Raw genomic sequence first — 20,675 nt, 5'->3', positions numbered from 1 at the left:
AAAACGAGAAGTGGAGGTTGTTATGAAAGCAAGCATTGCCTTGCAAGTTTTACCCCTATCACAGGGGATTGATCGGATAGCTGTTATTGATCAGGTCATTGCTTATCTACAAGCTCAAGAAGTAACCATGGTGGTGACACCATTTGAAACGGTCTTGGAAGGGGAGTTTGATGAGCTCATGCGCATTCTCAAAGAAGCGCTGGAAGTAGCAGGGCAGGAGGCAGATAATGTCTTTGCCAATGTCAAAATAAATGTAGGAGAGATTTTAAGTATTGATGAGAAACTTGAAAAGTATACTGAGACGACACATTAGTCTATTAGGCTTTCTGGGAGTCTTGTCAATCTGGCAGTTAGCAGGTTTTCTTAAACTTCTCCCCAAGTTTATCCTGCCGACACCTCTTGAAATTCTCCAGGCCTTTGTTCGTGACAGAGAATTTCTCTGGCACCATAGCTGGGCGACCTTGAGAGTGGCTTTACTGGGGCTGGTTTTGGGAGTCTTGATTGCCTGTCTCATGGCTGTGCTTATGGACAGTTTAACTTGGCTCAATGACCTGATTTACCCTATGATGGTGGTCGTTCAGACCATTCCGACCATTGCCATAGCTCCTATTCTGGTTTTGTGGCTAGGTTATGGGATTTTGCCCAAGATTGTCTTGATTATCTTGACGACAACCTTTCCTATCATCGTCAGCATCTTGGACGGTTTTAGGCACTGTGACAAGGATATGCTGACCTTGTTTAGTCTGATGCGAGCCAAACCTTGGCAAATTCTTTGGCATTTTAAAATCCCAGTCAGTTTGCCTTACTTTTATGCAGGTCTGAGGGTCAGTGTCTCCTACGCTTTTATCACAACAGTAGTATCTGAGTGGTTGGGAGGCTTTGAAGGACTAGGTGTCTACATGATTCAGTCCAAGAAATTGTTTCAGTATGATACCATGTTCGCTATTATTATTCTGGTATCGATTATCAGCCTTCTTGGTATGAAATTGGTCGATGTCAGCGAGAAATATGTTATTAAATGGAAACGTTCGTAGAATTAGAATGTTTCGGAAAAAGAAAAGAGGAAAGAAAATGAAGAAAACATGGAAAGTGTTTTTAACGCTTGTAACAGCTCTTGTAGCTGTTGTGCTTGTAGCCTGTGGTCAAGGAACTGCTTCTAAGGACAACAAAGAGGCAGAACTCAAGAAGATTGACTTTATTCTAGACTGGACACCAAATACCAACCACACAGGGCTTTATGTTGCTAAGGAAAAAGGTTATTTCAAAGAAGCTGGAGTGGATGTTGATTTGAAATTGCCACCAGAAGAAAGTTCTTCTGACTTGGTTATTAACGGTAAGGCACCATTTGCAGTCTATTTCCAAGACTATATGGCTAAAAAATTGGAAAAAGGAGCAGGAATTACTGCCGTTGCAGCTATTGTAGAACACAATACATCAGGAATCATTTCTCGTAAATCTGACAATGTAGCTAGTCCAAAAGACTTGGTTGGTAAGAAATACGGGACTTGGAATGATCCAACTGAACTTGCTATGTTGAAAACCTTAGTAGAATCACAAGGTGGGGACTTTGAGAAGGTGGAAAAAGTACCAAATAACGACTCAAACTCTATCACACCGATTGCTAATGGTGTCTTTGACACTGCTTGGATCTACTATGGATGGGATGGAATTCTGGCTAAATCTCAAGGTGTAGATGCTAACTTTATGTACTTGAAAGACTACGTTAAAGAATTTGACTACTACTCACCAGTTATCATCGCCAACAACGACTACCTCAAAGACAACAAAGAAGAAGCACGTAAAGTCATCCAAGCTATCAAAAAAGGTTACCAATATGCTATGGAGCATCCAGAAGAAGCTGCAGATATCCTCATCAAGAATGCGCCTGAACTCAAGGAAAAACGTGACTTTGTCATCGAATCTCAAAAATACTTGTCAAAAGAATACGCAAGCGACAAGGAAAAATGGGGTCAATTTGATGCAGCTCGCTGGAATGCCTTCTACAAATGGGATAAAGAAAATGGTATACTTAAAGAAGACTTGACAGATAAAGGCTTCACCAACGAATTTGTAAAATAATGACAGAAATTAGACTAGAACACGTCAGTTATGCCTATGGTCAAGAGAGGATTTTAGAGGATATCAATCTGAAAGTGACTTCAGGTGAAGTGGTTTCTATCCTAGGCCCAAGTGGTGTTGGTAAGACTACGCTTTTCAACTTAATTGCGGGGATTTTAGAAGTTCAGTCAGGAAGAATTGTCCTTGATGGGGAGGAGAATCCCAAGGGGCGCGTGAGTTATATGTTGCAAAAGGATCTGCTCTTGGAACACAAGACGGTGCTTGGTAATATCATTCTGCCCCTCTTGATTCAAAAGGTGGATAAGGCAGAAGCTATTGCTCGCGCAGATGAAATTCTTGCGACCTTCCAGTTGACAGCTGTAAGAGATAAATACCCTCATGAACTTAGTGGCGGGATGCGCCAGCGTGTAGCCTTGCTTCGTACCTACCTTTTCGGGCACAAGCTTTTTCTCTTGGATGAGGCTTTTAGCGCCTTGGATGAGATGACCAAGATGGAACTACACGCTTGGTACCTTGAGATTCACAAGCAGTTGCAGCTGACGACCCTGATTATCACGCATAGTATTGAGGAGGCCCTCAATCTCAGCGACCGTATCTATATCTTGAAAAATCGCCCTGGGCAGATTGTTTCAGAAATTAAACTAGATTGGTCTGAAGATGAGGACAAGGAAGTTCAAAAAATTGCCTACAAACGTCAAATCTTGGCAGAATTAGGCTTAGATAAGTAGAAAAATAGGGAGTTGGTGAAGATTATCCTTTACCAGCGCCCTTTTTCTTTTAAAAATGAGAAAATTTCGGTATAATAGTCAAAGATAGTCAAGGTTTAAAGAGAGAGGTGGGTTTGTAATGAGATTTAAAAATACATCGGATCATATTGAGGCCTACATCAAGGCGATTTTAGATCAATCTGGAATTGTGGAGTTGCAACGGAGTCAGTTGGCAGATACTTTTCAGGTTGTTCCCAGTCAGATTAACTATGTGATCAAGACACGCTTTACGGAAAGTAGGGGCTACTTGGTTGAAAGTAAGCGTGGTGGCGGAGGCTATATTCGTATAGGACGGATTGAGTTTTCTAGTCATCATGAAATGCTCAAGGAGCTGCTTTACTCAATTGGTGAGCGGATCAGTCAAGAAATTTATGAGGATATTCTACAGCTTTTGGTTGAGCAGGAATTGATGACCAAGCAGGAGATGAATTTGCTGGTAGCAGTAGCTTTGGATCGCATTCTAGGAGAAGAAGCTCCAGTTGTTCGTGCTAATATGCTACGACAGGTCATACAAGAAGTAGATAGAAAAGGGAAGTAAGATGAACTATTCAAAAGCATTGAATGAATGTATCGAAAGTGCCTACATGGTGGCTAGCCATTTTGGAGCTCATTATCTAGAGTCTTGGCACTTGTTGATTGCCATGTCCAATCACAGTTATAGTGTGGCAGGGGCGACTTTAAATGATTATCCGTATGAGATGGACCGTTTAGAAGAGGTGGCTTTGGAACTGACTGAAACGGACTATAGCCAGGATGAAACCTTTACGGAATTGCCGTTTTCTCATCGTTTGCAGGTCCTTTTTGATGAAGCAGAGTATGTAGCGTCAGTGGTTCATGCTAAGGTGCTGGGGACGGAGCACGTCCTTTATGCGATTTTGCATGATGGCAATGCCTTGGCGACTCGTATCTTGGAGAGGGCTGGTTTTTCTTATGAAGACAAGAAAGATCAGGTTAAGATTGCTGCCCTACGTCGAAATCTAGAAGAACGTGCAGGCTGGACTCGTGAAGACCTCAAGGCTCTACGCCAACGCCATCGTACAGTAGCTGACAAGCAAAATTCTATGGCTAATATGATGGGTATGCCCCAGACTCCGAGCGGAGGTCTCGAGGACTATACGCATGATTTGACAGAGCAAGCGCGTTCTGGCAAGTTAGAACCAGTCATCGGTCGGGACAAGGAAATCTCGCGTATGATTCAAATCTTGAGTCGTAAGACCAAGAACAATCCTGTTTTGGTTGGGGATGCTGGTGTCGGGAAAACAGCTCTGGCGTTTGGTCTTGCTCAGCGTATTGCTAGTGGGGATGTGCCTGCGGAAATGGCTAAGATGCGCGTGTTAGAGCTTGATTTGATGAATGTCGTTGCAGGGACACGCTTCCGTGGTGACTTTGAAGAACGCATGAACAATATCATCAAGGATATTGAAGAAGATGGTCAAGTTATCCTCTTTATCGATGAACTTCACACTATCATGGGTTCTGGTAGTGGGATTGATTCAACTCTGGATGCGGCCAATATCTTGAAGCCAGCCTTGGCGCGTGGAACCTTGAGAACGGTTGGTGCGACCACTCAGGAAGAATATCAAAAACACATCGAAAAAGATGCGGCCCTTTCTCGTCGTTTCGCTAAAGTGACGATTGAAGAACCAAGTGTGGCAGACAGCATGACCATTTTGCAAGGTTTGAAGGCGACTTATGAGAAACATCACCGGGTGCAAATCACAGATGAAGCGGTTGAAACAGCCGTCAAGATGGCTCATCGTTACTTGACTAGTCGTCATTTGCCAGACTCTGCTATTGATCTCTTAGATGAAGCGGCAGCAACAGTGCAAAATAAAACTAAAAATGTAAAAGCAGACGATTCAGGTTTGAGTCCAGCTGACAAGGCCTTGATGGATGGCAAGTGGAAACAGGCAGCTCAGCTAATCGCAAAAGAAGAGGAAGTGCCTGTCTATAAAGACTTGGTGACAGAGTCTGATATTTTGACTACCTTGAGTCGCTTGTCAGGTATTCCAGTCCAAAAACTGACTCAGACTGATGCTAAGAAGTATCTAAATCTTGAAGCTGAACTACACAAACGTGTCATCGGTCAAGATCAAGCTGTTTCAAGTATTAGTCGTGCCATTCGCCGTAATCAGTCAGGAATTCGCAGTCACAAGCGTCCGATTGGTTCCTTTATGTTCCTAGGGCCTACAGGTGTCGGGAAGACCGAATTGGCCAAGGCTCTGGCAGAAGTCCTCTTTGATGACGAATCTGCTCTTATCCGCTTTGATATGAGTGAGTATATGGAGAAATTCGCAGCCAGCCGTCTCAATGGAGCTCCTCCGGGTTATGTGGGTTATGAAGAAGGTGGGGAGTTGACCGAGAAAGTTCGCAACAAACCCTATTCCGTTCTCCTCTTTGACGAGGTAGAAAAAGCCCACCCAGACATCTTTAATGTCCTCTTGCAGGTCTTGGATGACGGTGTCTTGACAGATAGCAAGGGACGCAAGGTTGATTTTTCAAATACCATTATCATCATGACGTCAAACCTTGGTGCGACAGCCCTTCGTGATGATAAGACAGTTGGTTTTGGGGCTAAGGATATTCGTTTTGACCAGGAAAATATGGAAAAACGCATGTTTGAAGAGTTGAAAAAGGCTTATAGACCTGAGTTTATCAACCGTATTGATGAAAAGGTGGTCTTCCATAGCTTGTCTAGCGACCATATGCAGGAAGTGGTGAAGATTATGGTTAAACCTTTAGTAGCAAGTTTGGATGAAAAAGGTATTGACTTGAAATTACAAGCTTCCGCACTGAAATTGCTGGCAAATAAAGGATATGACCCAGAGATGGGAGCTCGTCCACTTCGCAGAACTCTGCAAACAGAAGTGGAAGACAAGTTGGCAGAACTTCTTCTTAAGGGAGATTTAGTGGCAGGCAGTACACTTAAGATTGGTGTAAAAGCAGGCCAGTTAAAATTTGATATTGCATAAAAATAGAGAATCAGGAGCAATCTTGATTCTTTTTTTCGTAATCTTTTTATAAAAAATGATAAAAAACTATTGACAAAACAAAAATATAGTTTATAATAAAAATATCAAAAAATATAAAAAGGTAATACGTTTATGAAAAAGAAAACAGCAGTGGTATTTGGAACCTTTGCTCCGCTTCATCAAGGTCATATCGATCTGATTCAGCGAGCGAAGCGACAGTGTGACCAGGTCTGGGTTGTCGTTTCAGGCTATAAGGGAGATAGAGGGGATCAGGTCGGCTTAACGCTTCAAAAAAGATTCCGCTATATCCGAGAGGCCTTTGGTGATGACGAGTTGACCTCTGTCTGCAAGTTAGATGAAACCAATCTTCCCCGTTACCCTATGGGCTGGCAGGAGTGGTTGGACCAAATGTTAGCGGAGATTTCCTATGATGAAACCCAGCAAGAACTAATTTTCTTTGTGGGAGAAGCAGACTACCAGCAAGAATTATCAAATCGTGGCTTTGAGACTGTCTTGCAAGAAAGAAAGTTTGGTATCTCAGCGACTATGATTCGAGAAAATCCAAGTAAATATTGGAAATATATTGCTCAACCCTTCCGACGTCAGTTTACAAAGAAAGTGTTGATTATGGGAAGTGCCAGCAATGGGAAGACCACTCTAGCCAAGGATTTGGCAAGGTATTACGATGCACCAGTTAGTTTGGAATACGCACGTGAGTACCAGATCAAAAACAATGTCCGCGACGATGAATTGACTCCAAAAGATTACTATTATCTCCTGTTGGGCCAGTATGACCAGACCTCTAAGTTAATCGATAGCAATGCCAATCGAGGCCTAGTGATAGCAGATACCAACTCCTTAGTAACCAAGGGCTACTATGATTATTACATGGAGACTGAGGATCAAGAGGACTTATCGGGAGAAACATTTGATAATCTCTTTGCCTCGATTTTGGCTAAGGAAAAATGGGACTTGATTCTCTTTGTGCAACCTGTCGGTTCCTATGTCAATGACGGATTTAGAGATATGACCATGGCAGAAGACCATATTCGTCATAGTTTTTCCCAGCATTTGGATCAGATGAGGGAGCGCTACTTAGCAAACATTCCACTAGTTTATCTAGCTGAGGATTATCTAGGAAATTATGAAGCAGCAAAAGTGGCTATTGATGCCATTTACCAAGCAGATTAGGAGAAAAATATGAAAAAACCAACTGAAAATATCACACAATTTATCGAAAACTTTAAAAACGTCCATGCAGAAGCCCGCAAGATTGGTTTTGCAGGAATCATGAACCTGCTCTGGAAAGATCTCTTTGTCGGCCGTAGCCTCTTCCAGTGGTTGTATCTCATCGTCCTGTCAAGTGTTCCTTTGATCTTGGAACTCACGCAAAATATAGAAAGTCATGACTGGATGAGCTTGTTTGCATCTTGGACTGGGATTGTCTGTGTTATCTTGGTAGCAGAAGGGCGTGCAAGCAATTATCTCTTTGGGGCCATTAACTCTGCTATCTATTTGATTTTGGCTATGAATGCGACTTTTTATGGCGAAGTTTTGACGACCGTTTACTTCTTTGTCATGCAGCCGATTGGTCTCTATGCTTGGCTGTCCAATCGTATCAATGACCAAGGAAAAGCAGAAGAATCTCACTTTGAAGCCAAGAAATTATCTGTTTTTGATTGGCTCAAGTACTTGGCCTTGACTGCTATCATCTGGATTGGTATGGGCTTGGCATACCAAAGTATCCATAGTGCTCGCCCTTTCCGTGATAGTGTTACCGATGCGACCAATGGTGTTGGTCAGCTCTTGATGACACGTCTCTACCGTGAGCAATGGATTTTCTGGATTGCAACTAACCTCTTTAGTATCTACCTTTGGTGGGGTGAAAATATCCATATTCAAGGGATGTACTGGGTTTACACACTCAATAGTCTAGTGGGTTGGTACCAATGGACCAAGGCAGTTCGTAAGGAGGCTTAAAATGACGGACACGATGATTCCAGAAGGGATGACGGAAAAAGAATATTATGAAATCCATGCCAGTCAGGAGGAGTTTTTAGACTGGTACTACAAACAGGAGCTCCCACAATATGAAAAGCCAAGTGTGACAGTGGATATGGTGGCTTACTGCTTTGTCGAAGGAAAAATCAAGCTCTTGCTGATTCGTCGCAAGGCTCACCCTTATCAAAACTGTTTGGCCTTAGTTGGAGGTTTTATGGATAAGGGAGAAGATGCTGCGCATGCCTGTCAGCGAGAAGTAAGTGAAGAAGTTAATCTCGATCTTCCTTTGGAAAAAATCGAGCAATTGCTGACCGTATCGACCCCCGGCCGTGACCCACGGGGCTGGACAGTGACCATTGCCCATTTGGTGTATCTGCCTAGTCGTGCATTAGAACTGGTTCAGGCAGGAGACGATGCTAAGGATGTGGTTTTTGTAGATGTCGACTTTCAGACAGGCAAATGCTACCTAGAGGGAGTCGAGCTGGACGAGCAAGCCTTCGCCTTTGACCATTATGCCATTATCCAAGAATCCACCAAACGAATCCAAGGCCGTCTCGACTGGAACCCGACCTTCCTTTATCTGCTGGAGGAGGAGTTCACTGTATATGAAGGAACCGAACTGGTTAATCTTATCAACCCAGGTCGTCCAATCGTCAGCAATAACTTTCTCGTAAAATACGGAGAATATGTAGAAGAAGTCGGACTCAAACGAGTGCCTAAAAAGAAACCAAGAAAAACCTATCGATTGAAATAAAAAACGAGGTCGGGACAAAGTTCCCGACCTCTTTATGTACCATCATGAGATGGTTTTGTGGGCTCTATAATATTTGTAGTGGGTAAATCCCCTATGGATATTATGGAGCCTATTTTGTTGTAGAAAAAAAGTTCCATAATATCTATAATGAAAAGCAACAAAACAACTCATTAGAAAGATTCATATGGAACAATTACATTTTATCACAAAATTACTAGACATTAAAGACCCTAATATTCAAATTATAGATATCATCAATAGGGATACACTCAGGGAAATCATTGCTAAATTGGACTACGATGCCCCATCTTGTCCTGATTGTGGAAGTCAAATGAAGAAATATGACTTTCAAAAACCGTCTAAGATTCCTTACCTCGAAACAACTGGTATGCCTACTAGAATTCTCCTTAAAAAACGCCGTTTTAAGTGCTATCAGTGCTCTAAAATGACGGTCACTGAGACTCCTCTAGTAAAGAAAAATCATCAAATCCCTCGTATCATTAATCAAAAAATTGCTCAAAAGCTGATTGAAAAGACTTCTTTGACCGATATTGCTCATCAGCTGTCCATTTCAACTTCAACTGTTATTCGCAAGCTCAATGACTTTCACTTTAAACATGATTTTTCTCGCCTTCCACAGATTATGTCCTGGGACGAGTATATCTTTACAAAGGGAAAGATGAGTTTCATTGCGCAAGATTTTGAAAAGCTCAATATCACCGCTGTTCTTGAAGGTAGAACACAAGCTATTATCCGAAATCACTTTCTTAAATATGATAGGGCAGTCCGATGTCGAGTGAAAATCATTACTATGGATATGTTTAGTCCCTACTATGACTTGGCTAGAAAACTTTTTCCGTGTGCTAAAATCGTTCTAGATCGTTTCCATATTGTACAACATCTAAGCTGTGCTATGAGTCGTGTGCGTGTCCAAATCATGAATCAGTTTGAACGAAAATCTCATGAATACAAGGCTATCAAACGCTACTGGAAACTCATCCAACAGGATAGTCGTAAACTTAGCGATAAACGTTTTTATCGTCCTACTTTTCGTATGCACTTGACCAATAAAGAGATTCTAGACAAGCTTTTGAACTATTCAGAAGACTTGAAACACCACTATCATCTCTACCAGCTCCTGCTTTTTCACTTTCAGAACAAAGAGGCAGACAAATTTTTCGGACTGATTGAGGACAATATAAAGCAGGTTCATCCTCTTTTTCAGACTGTCTTTAAAACCTTTCTAAAGGACAAAGAGAAAATTGTCAATGCCCTTCAACTACCCTATTCAAACGCCAAATTAGAAGCGACCAATAATCTCATCAAACTTATCAAGCGCAATGCCTTTGGATTTCGAAACTTTGAAAACTTCAAAAAAAGGATTTTTATCGCTCTAAACATCAAAAAAGAAAGGACGAAATTTGTCCTTTCTCGAGCTTAGCTTTTCTTCAACCCACTACAGTTGACAAAGAGCCGTTTTGTGTTGTGACTGCTTTTATGGGTGGCTATCTTTCTTAGAATTGCTCAACATGTGAGTAAAGAAGTCTTTATATCGATACTTGAGATAGTTCTCATGCAAAAATAACAAAGCGATATAAACAATCAAAAAGATTGTAGTCAGATAGAAGACATCAAATGCAGTTCGCGCATAGTAAGTGGCTGATTGATAAGAGCCAATAGCTCCCAAAATCAACCAAGGAAGATACTTGTAATATTTGCTTAACATAAGCCTACACCTCCTATATTCTATTTCAATGTTATTATATTCCTTTGCACTTAAAGGTGCAAGCGATTACACAAAAATAAATTCAAATTTTTAATAGGAAAATCTCCTGCTTTTCTATTTTATTACGAATAAAAGAGTAGGAGGAGTAAATGTATCTAAAGTATTTAAGATTTTTAAAATAGTTTAGATAAATCGTTGACATATTTAAATTCTAATGTTACAATTATATTACAAAAAGATTTCTTTATATTTCTAAAATATTACAAAGGAGTAGAAAAATGAAAAAGAAAACCTATATCAAATTGATGACAGCAACTGTATTGGCTTCTACCTTGCTATTAGGAGCTTGTGGAAATAAAAAGGAAACAACTCAAGCAAGCAGTTCTGCTAAGACAAGCCAATCATCAAGCTCTAAAGCAGCTTCTGCTAGCAAAGAAAGCAAGACTCAGAAATCCTCAAGTTCAGCTTCATCTGAAAAGGCCAAGGCGTCTACTGACCAGTCTTCAGCAACTGCAGCACCATCACAAGCGGAACCTGCGCCAGAGCAAAGGCAAGGTCAAGAAGTAGTTAATCAACAGGCTGCTAGTCAACAAACTCCTGCTCAGGCTCCTTCAACTCAGCAGGCTCCTCAAGCCCAGTCTAATCAATCAAGCTATGATCCAACAACTGACCGCAAACTTCAAGACAAGCAAGCAGAGCAAAATAAACGCTACAAGGGTGTTTTAACCATGGTAGATGGTGATTTCTCAGCTGCAGCAGGCAATTGGAAGGGAGCAAATGGCGAAACCATCACAGTTTCATCAGGTGGTCAATTTACAGTAGAATCTGCTGATGGAAAGAAAGAAAATTACTCTATCAAAGGCTATTCTTATACTCTTGACGATGGTAAGTATAATGCTAAAATCGGTGGAGGGAAAGTTATCCAAATTACAACAGGAGCGGATGGTAAGGTTTCCAGTGTTGCTTTGAGTCAATAATAGCTCTCATTATTTGAATTTTTACAATCAAAAACCCGTAACCTTTAAGAGAGTTACGGGTTTTAAACTATTATGTCTTATCCAATTGCAAGAGGGCTTCAATCTCTGCTAGGGTGCTAGCTTGTGAAATAGCTCCACGGAGTTTGGCTGCGCCAGATGTTCCACGGAGGTAGTGAGGAGCGAGGCCACGGAATTCACGAACTGCGACATTTTCCCCTTTGAGGTTAATCAAGCGTTTCAAGTGTTCGTAGGCAATTTTCATCTTGTCTTCAAAGGTCAAATCAGGTAGGATTTCTCCTGTTTCAAAGTAATGGTTGATTTGGTTGAAGAGGTAGGGATTTCCCATGGCTGCGCGGCCAATCATGACTGCGTCAGCACCGACTTCTTCGATACGCTGTTTGGCTTCTTGAACTGTACGGATGTCACCGTTGGCGATGAATGGAATCTTGGTCAGAGCTTGAGCGACTTTGTGAAGGGTCTCAAGGTCTGCGTGACCAGTGTACATTTGTTCACGAGTACGACCGTGCATAGCAAGTGCAGAAACACCTGCAGCTTCAGCAGCGAGGGCATTTTCTACTGCCAGAGATGGGTCAGCCCAGCCGGTACGCATCTTGACAGTAAGGGGGATATCAAGGACAGATTGGACCTTATTGATGATAGAGTAGATCTTGTCAGGATCCTTGAGCCACATAGCTCCAGCTTCGTTCTTCACGATTTTGTTAACTGGGCATCCCATGTTGATATCAACGATATCAGTTTTGGTGTTTTCTTGGATAAATTCTGCTGCGCGTGCGAGGCTGTCTTCATCACTACCAAAGAGTTGGATAGAAACAGGGTTTTCGCCTTCATCGATATGAAGCATGTGCAGGGTTTTTTCGTTGTTGTATTGGATTCCCTTGTCAGAGACCATTTCCATGACAACGAGTCCAGCTCCGAGCTCCTTTGCGATAGTACGAAAGGCAGAGTTAGTCACACCGGCCATGGGCGCTAGAACGGTACGATTGGGAATCTCAACATTGCCAATCATAAAAGGTGTATTAAGATTTGTCACGAATGAGTTCCTCCAGGTCGTTTTCATCAAAGTTGTAAGTAGTTTGGCAGAATTGACAAGTGATTTCTGCCCCGTGGTCTTCCTCTTTCATTTCCTGTAAGTCTGAACTTGGAAGGCTAGCAAGAGCGTTCATAAAGCGTTCATGGCTGCAGTCACATTGGAAACGGATTTCTTCTTCAGAAAGACGCTTGTAGGCTTCGTCACCGTAGATTGCCTTGAGGAGGGCTTCGATATGGTCGTCGCTTTCCAGAAGGGTTGAGATAGCTGGCATTGCTTGGATGCGTTTTTCAAAGCGAGCAATCTCTTCTTCCTTGGCTCCCGGCAAGACTTGAACTAGGAAACCACCTGCAACTTTTACCTTGTCTTCCTCGTCCAAAAGGACATTGAGGCCGACTGCTGAAGGAGTCTGTTGGCTTTCAGTCAGGTAAAAGGCAAGGTCTTCACCGATTTCTCCAGAGATGAGAGGAGTCATAGAGTTGTAAGGATTTCCAGTACCGTAGTCTGTAATAACGAGGAATTGACCATTTCCAACAAAAGGTCCGACTAGGACTTCACCAGTTGCAGTCTTTTTGATGTCAACACCAGGATTTTGAACATAGCCTTTGACGTTCCCCTTGGTATCAGCAACGGTGATAATGGCTCCTAGAGAGCTAGATCCCAGTACCTTCACTGTTAGTTTGGTATTTCCTTTTTCATTGGCTGCGAGAATCTGGCTAGCGATAAGAGTTCGACCAAGCGCTACAGTTGAGCTAGCTTGGGTTTGGTGTTTTTCTTGAGCAGTGCGGACGGTTTCTGTGCTATCAAGGACAAAAGCACGAAAGGCTCCGCTTTCTGATATAGTTTTAATAATTTTATCCATAGCTACTATTTTAGCATAAAAATGCCCAAAGGGGGAGCCGTGTGTTTGCTGATTTTCAGGATAATGGACCGGGAATTTAGCAGGGAAATAAAAAGAGAAACAGATTATTTCAGCATTTGTAAGATTTATGCTATGCTTAAGATAGAAAATGAAAGGGGTAACAAATGTATTTAGGAGATTTGATGGAGAAAGCCGAGTGTGGTCAATTTTCAATCCTTTCCTTTCTATTACAAGAGTCTCAGACGACCGTCAAGGCTGTAATGGAAGAAACAGGATTTTCAAAAGCAACCCTAACCAAATATGTCACCCTACTCAATGACAAGGCTTTGGATAGTGGCTTAGAGCTGACTATTCACTTAGAAGATGAAAATCTGCGTCTATCGATCGGTGCAGCTACCAAGGGGAGAGATATTCGGAGCTTGTTTTTGGAGAATGCTGTTAAATACCAGATTTTAGTTTATCTCCTCTATCATCAGCAGTTTCTAGCCCATCAGCTGGCTCAAGAATTGATGATTAGTGAGGCTACGCTTGGCCGCCACTTGGCTAGTTTAAATCAGATTTTGTCAGAATTTGATTTATCCATCCAAAATGGACGTTGGCGAGGTCCAGAGCATCAGATTCGTTACTTTTATTTCTGTCTTTTCCGCAAGGTTTGGTCGAGTCAGGAGTGGGAAGGTCACATGCAGAAGCCAGAGAGAAATCAGGAGATTGCCACTTTAGAAGAAATCTGCGGTGCAAGCTTGTCTTCGGGGCAGAAGTTAGACTTGGTTCTCTGGTCCCACATCAGTCAACAACGTCTACGGGTCAATGCCTGTCAGTTTCAAGTCATAGAAGAGAAAATGCGAGGGTATTTTGACAATATTTCCTATCTTCGTTTGCTGAGAAAGGCTCCGTCCTTTTTTGCTGGGCAACACCTTCCTCTCGGAATTGAGGATGGGGAGATGATGATTTTCTTCTCATTTCTCCTATCTCATCGTATTCTTCCTCTTCATACTATGGAGTATATTCTTGGTTTTGGAGGGCAGTTGGCAGATTTGCTGACGCAATTGATTCAAGAAATGAAGAAGGAGGAGTTACTGGGTGATTACACAGAGGACCATGTTACCTATGAACTCAGTCAGCTTTGTGCTCAAGTCTATCTTTATAAGGGCTATATTTTACAGGATTGCTACAAGTACAAGTTAGAGAATCGTCATCCATATTTACTGATGGAACATGATTTTAGGGGGACGGCAGAGGAGATTTTTCATGCTCTACCTGCCTTTCAGCAGGGGACGGATTTGGATAAGAAAATTCTCTGGGAATGGCTTCAGTTGATGGAATATATGGCAGAAAATGGTGGTCAGCATATGCGGATTGGTCTGGATTTGACATCTGGTTTTCTTGTCTTTTCAAGGATGGCAGCCATTTTAAAACGGTATTTGGAATACAATCGTTTTATTACCATTGAAGCCTATGACCGAACTCGACATTATGATTTGCTGGTTACCAATAACCCCATTCATAAGAAGGAACAAACCCCAGTCTATTATTTAAAAAATGACTTGGATATGGAAGATTTGGCGGCTATTCGTCAGTTATTATTCACTTAAAAGGCTTGGTCGTTCCAGGTCTTTTTTGTGAAATTCACACAATCTCCTCACATTTTTTTAAAAATTAAAAAAAGTTGATGAACAAGAAAGCGCTTTATTTTGTATACTAGTAAGTGTAAAGAGGAAACATCCTCAAGATCTTTATCAGGAGGACAGCACATGTCACAAGAAAAATACATCATGGCCATTGACCAGGGGACTACAAGCTCTCGTGCCATTATTTTCAACAAAAAAGGAGAAAAAGTTAGCTCGAGTCAAAAAGAGTTTACCCAGATTTTCCCTCAGGCAGGTTGGGTAGAGCACAATGCCAATGAAATTTGGAACTCTGTTCAGTCAGTTATTGCGGGTGCTTTCATCGAAAGTGGTGTCAAGCCAAATCAAATCGAAGCAATCGGTATTACTAACCAGCGTGAAACAACTGTTGTCTGGGATAAGAAAACAGGGCTTCCTATCTACAACGCAATCGTTTGGCAGTCTCGCCAAACAGCCCCTTTAGCTGAGCAACTAAAAAACCAAGGTTATGTGGAAAAATTCCATGAAAAGACTGGTTTGATCATCGATGCTTACTTCTCAGCGACTAAGGTTCGTTGGATTTTGGATCATGTAGAAGGCGCTCAAGAGCGAGCAGAAAAAGGGGAATTGCTCTTTGGTACCATTGATACTTGGTTGGTTTGGAAATTGACTGACGGTGCGGCTCACGTGACGGACTACTCAAATGCAGCCCGTACCATGCTTTATAACATTAAAGAACTCAAATGGGATGATGAGATTTTGGAAATCCTCAACATTCCTAAGGCTATGCTTCCGGAGGTTCGTTCTAACTCTGAAATCTACGGTAAAACAGCCCCATTCCATTTCTATGGTGGAGAAGTTCCAATCTCAGGTATGGCTGGGGACCAACAAGCGGCCCTCTTTGGACAGTTGGCCTTTGAACCTGGTATGGTTAAAAATACTTATGGAACAGGCTCTTTCATCATCATGAATACTGGTGAAGAAATGCAGTTGTCTGAAAATAACCTCTTGACAACCATTGGTTACGGAATTAACGGCAAGGTTTACTATGCCTTAGAAGGTTCTATCTTCATCGCAGGAAGTGCCATTCAATGGCTTCGTGACGGTCTTCGCATGGTAGAAAATTCACCAGAATCTGAAAAATACGCTCGTGATTCTCACAACAACGATGAAGTTTATGTCGTTCCAGCCTTTACAGGTCTAGGTGCTCCATACTGGAACCAAAACGCTCGTGGTTCTGTCTTTGGTTTGACTCGTGGAACAAGTAAAGAAGACTTTATCAAGGCAACCTTGCAATCTATCGCTTATCAAGTCCGTGATATCATCGATACCATGCAAGTGGATGCGCAGACAGCTATCCAAGTCTTGAAGGTAGATGGTGGTGCAGCCATGAATAACTTCCTCATGCAGTTCCAAGCTGATATTTTGGGAATCGATATCGCACGCGCCAAAAACTTGGAAACAACAGCTCTAGGGGCAGCCTTCCTAGCAGGTTTGTCAGTGGGCTATTGGAAGGACTTGGATGAGTTGAAACTCTTGAACGAGACAGGAGAACTCTTTGAGCCATCTATGAACGAATCGCGCAAGGAACAACTCTACAAGGGCTGGAAGAAGGCTGTAAAAGCAACCCAAGTCTTTGCGGAAATAGACGACTAATACTGGAAGAATAAAGCGACTCAGTTAGAAAGTGTGTAAATATGGAATTTTCAAAGAAAACACGTGAATTATCAATTCAAAAAATGCAGGAACGTACCTTGGACCTCTTGATTATCGGTGGAGGAATCACTGGTGCTGGTGTAGCCTTGCAGGCGGCAGCTAGTGGTCTAGATACTGGTTTGATTGAAATGCAAGACTTTGCAGAAGGAACATCCAGCCGTTCAACAAAATTGGTTCACGGCGGTCTTCGTTACCTCAAACAATTCGACGTAGAAGTGGTATCAGATACAGTTTCAGAACGTGCTGTAGTTCAACAAATCGCTCCACACATTCCGAAACCAGACCCAATGCTCTTGCCAGTTTACGATGAAGATGGAGCGACCTTTAGCCTCTTCCGTCTGAAAGTAGCTATGGATCTTTACGACCTCTTGGCAGGAGTTAACAACACACCAGCTGCTAACAAGGTTTTGAGCAAGGAAGAAGTTTTGGAACGCCAGCCAAACTTGAAGAAAGAAGGTTTGGTAGGAGGTGGGGTTTACCTTGACTTCCGTAACAACGATGCGCGTCTCGTGATTGAAAATATCAAACGTGCCAACCAAGACGGTGCCCTCATTGCTAACCACGTGAAGGCAGAAGGCTTCCTCTTTGACGAAAGTGGCAAGATTACAGGTGTTGTAGCTCGTGATCTCTTGACAGACCAAGTCTTTGAAATCAAGGCCCGTCTGGTTATTAACACAACAGGTCCTTGGAGCGACAAGGTGCGCAATTTGTCTAATAAGGGAACACAATTCTCACAAATGCGTCCAACTAAGGGAGTTCACTTGGTAGTGGATTCAAGTAAGATCAAGGTTTCACAGCCAGTTTACTTTGACACAGGTTTGGGTGACGGTCGTATGGTCTTTGTTCTCCCACGTGAAAACAAGACTTACTTTGGTACAACTGATACAGACTACACAGGTGATTTGGAACATCCAAAAGTGACTCAGGAAGATGTAGATTACCTACTTGGCATTGTCAACAACCGCTTCCCAGAAGCGAATATTACAGTTGCTGACATTGAAAGTAGCTGGGCAGGTCTTCGTCCATTGATCGCAGGCAATAGCGCTTCTGACTACAATGGAGGAAATAACGGTACAATCAGTGATGAAAGCTTTAACAACTTGATTGCGACTGTTGAATCTTATCTCTCTAAAGAAAAAACGCGTGAAGATGTTGAGTCTGCTGTTAGCAAGCTTGAAAGCAGCACATCTGAGAAACATTTGGACCCATCTGCAGTTTCACGTGGTTCGAGCTTGGACCGTGATGACAATGGCCTCTTGACCCTTGCTGGTGGTAAAATCACAGACTACCGTAAGATGGCTGAAGGAGCTATGGAGCGCGTGGTTGACATCCTCAAAGCAGAATTTGACCGCAGCTTTAAACTGATCAACTCTAAGACTTACCCTGTTTCAGGTGGGGAATTGAACCCAGCAAATGTGGACTCAGAAATCGAAGCCTTTGCGCAACTTGGAGTGTCACGTGGCTTGGATAGCAAGGAAGCTCACTATTTAGCAAATCTCTACGGTTCAAATGCACCGAAGGTCTTTGCTCTTGCTCATAGTTTAGAACAAGCACCAGGTCTTAGCTTGGCAGACACCTTGTCCCTTCACTATGCAATGCGCAACGAGTTGGCTCTGAGCCCAGTTGACTTCCTTCTTCGTCGTACCAACCACATGCTCTTTATGCGTGATAGTTTGGATAGCATCGTTGAGCCAGTTTTGAATGAAATGGGACGATTCTATGACTGGACAGAAGAAGAGAAAACAACTTACCGTGCTGATGTAGAAGCAGCTCTCGCTAACAACGATTTAGCAGAATTAAAAAATTAAGAAAAAATAAAAGAGGTGGAGGGCAGGACTCCTTGTCGCCCGCCCCTTCTTTTTAATGGAGATAGAAAGATGATGAATGAATTATTTGGAGAATTTTTGGGAACTTTAATCCTGATTCTTCTAGGAAATGGTGTTGTGGCTGGTGTGGTTCTTCCAAAAACCAAGAGCAACAGCTCAGGTTGGATTGTGATTACCATGGGTTGGGGGATTGCAGTTGCGGTTGCAGTATTTGTATCCGGCAAGCTCAGTCCAGCTCATTTAAACCCAGCTGTGACGATTGGTGTGGCCTTGAAAGGTGGTTTGCCTTGGGCTTCCGTTTTCCCTTACATCCTAGCCCAGTTCGCAGGGGCTATGATCGGTCAGATTTTGGTTTGGTTGCAATTCAAGCCGCATTATGAGGCAGAAGAAAATGCAGGAAATATTTTGGCTACTTTCAGCACAGGACCAGCCATCAAAGATACTGTATCAAACTTGATCAGCGAAATCCTAGGCACCTTTGTTTTGGTGTTGACAATCTTTGCTTTGGGGCTTTATGATCTTCAGGCAGGTATCGGAACTTTTGCAGTGGGGACTTTGATTGTCGGTATCGGTCTATCACTAGGTGGGACAACAGGCTATGCCTTGAACCCTGCGCGTGACCTTGGACCTCGTATCATGCACAGTATCCTTCCAATTTCAAACAAGGGAGACGGAGACTGGTCTTATGCCTGGATTCCTGTTGTGGGACCTGTTATCGGAGCAGCCTTGGCCGTGCTTGTATTCTCACTTTTCTAAGACATTAAAACTCAATTATTCATACCTCAATAAACACAACTTACAAAAAATGACCAAAATAAAGGAGTACTTTCTCATTTCATTTTGGTCATTTTGATTTTTTTAAGTTTGTATACTGGTGTTGATTAGTATTTCAGCTAAAAAGTCAGAATCCTTCACCGGTTCCTTCATAAATTTTTTGTTCTTGAATTTTATTTATTGTGTGAATAATTTTGTCTCATTATTGGGGTTCAGTACTAAGAGTCAGTTGGATTTTTTATTTTAAGAAATGAAATAATAGAAGTATTTATAGTTTTTAAATTATGATATAATGAATAAAGTTAACTATCTTTGGTAATATGATAGGAACTAATTTTAAAAAGATAAATCATGAGATGAGAAAAAGAAAAAAGGAGTTTGTCTGGTATGAATTATTTCGAGGGGAATGAGTTTTTCCTTCTTTTGTTTGTAGTTTTACTGATTGGTTTTGTAGTAAACTTTTTTGAAAAACGTAAGGACTACTATATTTTGGCGCTCTCCCTCTTATTTGCAGGAGCTATTTATGGCAAGAGCCGAGCGATGATGGTCTATTTGCTTGTCTTTGTTGTTTATCAATATTTTCTGGTTTTTCTAGCACAGAAGATAGAAGCAAAGAGACTGAAATCACTGGTTTTCCTATCCATTCTTCCTTTGGTGCTTAATAAAGTCTTTGCCCTGACTTCTCTGCATTTGTTGGCCTTTATTGGAATTTCTTACATGTCCTTTAAGACCATTCAGATCATGCTGGAGATATCGGATGGCTTGATTAAAGAAAAGATTAGCATAAAAGACTACCTGCAATTTTTACTTTTTTTCCCTACAGTTAGTGCTGGTCCGATTGATCGGAGTAGGAGATTTTTAAAAGAGATAAACGAGGTCATGCCTCGAAAAGAGTATCTAGAGTTAGCAGGGGACGGTGTGTATCGTATCGTTCTAGGCCTTCTCTACAAGGTTGTTTTATCAACCTATGTTTATCAGATGTTACTCGCTCTAAATAATACTGGCACAGTCGTTTACTCAATCAAGTATATGTACCTCTATACCTTGTATCTGTTCTTCGACTTTGCAGGCTATAGTCTAATGGCCGTTGGAAGTAGCAATATTCTAGGTATTCAGACACCGATGAACTTTAACAAACCTTTCTTGAGTGTCGATATCAAGGATTTCTGGACCAGATGGCATATCACCTTGTCGACCTGGTTGAGAGATTTTGTATTTTCAAGAGTATTGATGCAGGTTATCAGGAAAAAATGGTTTAAAAATAGACTACACAATGCAACCTATGCCTATATGGTCAATATGTTAGTCATGGGTTTTTGGCATGGCCTTAGTGTTAGCTACATTGTTTATGGTTTTTATCACGGTGTCTTGATGGCTGGATTTGAAGTGTATCAAAAGAAAAGCAATTTTTATAAGAAAAATAAAAATAAAAATTGGTATAAACTACTAAGTTGGTTTGTGACCATGAATTTGGTTATGCTTGGTTTCTTTATCTTTTCAGGTGAACCCTATAAAATCTTACTTACGATTTTAAAGAGATAAGAACTTGAAAAGAGATTGGACGGATCG

At 41.8% G+C, this 20,675-nt stretch carries 19 protein-coding genes; 16 read left to right on the top strand and 3 right to left on the bottom strand.

The window, feature by feature from the left end; translation table 11 throughout:
* The first annotated feature begins 22 nt into the window (after positions 1–22).
* From ACLV7W_RS10620 to ACLV7W_RS10575, 10 genes are all read left to right on the top strand, one after another.
* On the top strand, positions 23–313 hold the full coding sequence (locus tag ACLV7W_RS10620) for a thiamine-binding protein (protein WP_004235758.1): 291 nt from the start codon (positions 23–25) through the stop codon (positions 311–313).
* A complete protein-coding gene (locus tag ACLV7W_RS10615) occupies positions 276–1,034 on the top strand; it encodes an ABC transporter permease (RefSeq protein WP_161970147.1) in 759 nt (252 codons plus the stop codon). Before ACLV7W_RS10620 ends, ACLV7W_RS10615 begins: the two co-directional genes overlap by 38 nt.
* A gap of 37 nt (positions 1,035–1,071) precedes the next feature.
* On the top strand, positions 1,072–2,079 hold the full coding sequence (locus tag ACLV7W_RS10610) for an ABC transporter substrate-binding protein (RefSeq protein ID WP_049501969.1): 1,008 nt from the start codon (positions 1,072–1,074) through the stop codon (positions 2,077–2,079).
* Complete coding sequence (locus ACLV7W_RS10605; protein WP_023936794.1) at positions 2,079–2,807, top strand: ABC transporter ATP-binding protein; 729 nt, start codon at positions 2,079–2,081, stop codon at positions 2,805–2,807. Before ACLV7W_RS10610 ends, ACLV7W_RS10605 begins: the two co-directional genes overlap by 1 nt.
* Before the next feature lie 118 nt (positions 2,808–2,925).
* Positions 2,926–3,384: a CtsR family transcriptional regulator gene (locus ACLV7W_RS10600; protein ID WP_261029080.1), complete on the top strand. Its 459-nt coding sequence runs from the start codon at positions 2,926–2,928 to the stop codon at positions 3,382–3,384.
* Between the two features lies 1 nt (position 3,385).
* A complete protein-coding gene (locus tag ACLV7W_RS10595; protein WP_411865915.1) occupies positions 3,386–5,818 on the top strand; it encodes an ATP-dependent Clp protease ATP-binding subunit in 2,433 nt (810 codons plus the stop codon).
* Between the two features lie 132 nt (positions 5,819–5,950).
* Complete coding sequence (locus tag ACLV7W_RS10590; RefSeq protein WP_153208937.1) at positions 5,951–7,009, top strand: AAA family ATPase; 1,059 nt, start codon at positions 5,951–5,953, stop codon at positions 7,007–7,009.
* Positions 7,010–7,018: 9 nt separating this feature from the next.
* Positions 7,019–7,798 (top strand): nicotinamide riboside transporter PnuC, encoded by a 780-nt coding sequence (pnuC, locus tag ACLV7W_RS10585; protein ID WP_153208935.1) that lies wholly within the window; start codon positions 7,019–7,021, stop codon positions 7,796–7,798.
* A 1-nt stretch (position 7,799) separates the two neighbouring features.
* Positions 7,800–8,573 carry an NUDIX domain-containing protein gene (locus ACLV7W_RS10580; protein ID WP_153208933.1) on the top strand — a complete coding sequence of 258 codons (774 nt, stop codon included), beginning with the start codon at positions 7,800–7,802 and terminating at the stop codon, positions 8,571–8,573.
* Between the two features lie 184 nt (positions 8,574–8,757).
* Entirely contained in the window at positions 8,758–10,014 is a 1,257-nt protein-coding gene (locus tag ACLV7W_RS10575; RefSeq protein WP_411865914.1) for an ISL3 family transposase, read from the top strand.
* A 54-nt stretch (positions 10,015–10,068) separates the two neighbouring features.
* Here ACLV7W_RS10575 and ACLV7W_RS10570 read toward each other — a convergent pair whose 3' ends face one another.
* Positions 10,069–10,299: a hypothetical protein gene (locus ACLV7W_RS10570; protein ID WP_411865913.1), complete on the bottom strand. Its 231-nt coding sequence runs from the start codon at positions 10,297–10,299 to the stop codon at positions 10,069–10,071.
* A 278-nt stretch (positions 10,300–10,577) separates the two neighbouring features.
* Between ACLV7W_RS10570 and ACLV7W_RS10565 the strand changes: the two genes are divergently transcribed.
* The gene (locus ACLV7W_RS10565) at positions 10,578–11,276 is read left to right on the top strand and encodes a hypothetical protein (RefSeq protein ID WP_411865912.1); all 699 of its coding nucleotides are present in this window, start codon (positions 10,578–10,580) and stop codon (positions 11,274–11,276) included.
* 70 nt (positions 11,277–11,346) lie between these two features.
* Here ACLV7W_RS10565 and dusB read toward each other — a convergent pair whose 3' ends face one another.
* Together dusB and hslO are read right to left on the bottom strand one after the other, a co-directional pair.
* Positions 11,347–12,327 carry a tRNA dihydrouridine synthase DusB gene (gene dusB, locus ACLV7W_RS10560; RefSeq protein WP_180374981.1) on the bottom strand — a complete coding sequence of 327 codons (981 nt, stop codon included), beginning with the start codon at positions 12,325–12,327 and terminating at the stop codon, positions 11,347–11,349.
* Complete coding sequence (gene hslO, locus ACLV7W_RS10555) at positions 12,314–13,186, bottom strand: Hsp33 family molecular chaperone HslO (RefSeq protein ID WP_261040037.1); 873 nt, start codon at positions 13,184–13,186, stop codon at positions 12,314–12,316. Before hslO ends, dusB begins: the two co-directional genes overlap by 14 nt.
* Before the next feature lie 164 nt (positions 13,187–13,350).
* Here hslO and ACLV7W_RS10550 point away from each other — a divergent pair, with 164 nt between their 5' ends.
* The 5 genes from ACLV7W_RS10550 to dltB all read left to right on the top strand — a co-directional run bounded on the left by ACLV7W_RS10550 (position 13,351) and on the right by dltB (position 20,648).
* On the top strand, positions 13,351–14,778 hold the full coding sequence (locus ACLV7W_RS10550) for a helix-turn-helix domain-containing protein (RefSeq protein WP_411865911.1): 1,428 nt from the start codon (positions 13,351–13,353) through the stop codon (positions 14,776–14,778).
* Positions 14,779–14,937: 159 nt separating this feature from the next.
* The gene (gene glpK / locus ACLV7W_RS10545) at positions 14,938–16,446 is read left to right on the top strand and encodes a glycerol kinase GlpK (protein ID WP_411865910.1); all 1,509 of its coding nucleotides are present in this window, start codon (positions 14,938–14,940) and stop codon (positions 16,444–16,446) included.
* 41 nt (positions 16,447–16,487) lie between these two features.
* Positions 16,488–18,314, top strand: a complete 1,827-nt coding sequence (glpO, locus tag ACLV7W_RS10540) for a type 1 glycerol-3-phosphate oxidase (protein WP_411865909.1) — start codon at positions 16,488–16,490, stop codon at positions 18,312–18,314.
* 69 nt (positions 18,315–18,383) lie between these two features.
* Positions 18,384–19,088, top strand: a complete 705-nt coding sequence (locus ACLV7W_RS10535; protein ID WP_004262009.1) for an MIP/aquaporin family protein — start codon at positions 18,384–18,386, stop codon at positions 19,086–19,088.
* A 405-nt stretch (positions 19,089–19,493) separates the two neighbouring features.
* The gene (gene dltB / locus ACLV7W_RS10530; protein WP_261181942.1) at positions 19,494–20,648 is read left to right on the top strand and encodes a D-alanyl-lipoteichoic acid biosynthesis protein DltB; all 1,155 of its coding nucleotides are present in this window, start codon (positions 19,494–19,496) and stop codon (positions 20,646–20,648) included.
* Positions 20,649–20,675: the final 27 nt, after the last annotated feature.

Origin of the sequence: Streptococcus mitis, assembly GCF_965111735.1 — a bacterium.
Taxonomy (GTDB): Bacteria; Bacillota; Bacilli; order Lactobacillales; family Streptococcaceae; genus Streptococcus; species Streptococcus mitis_DR.
Note: the sequence above shows the minus strand (reverse complement) of the source record. Positions and strands in the feature narration are given on the sequence as shown.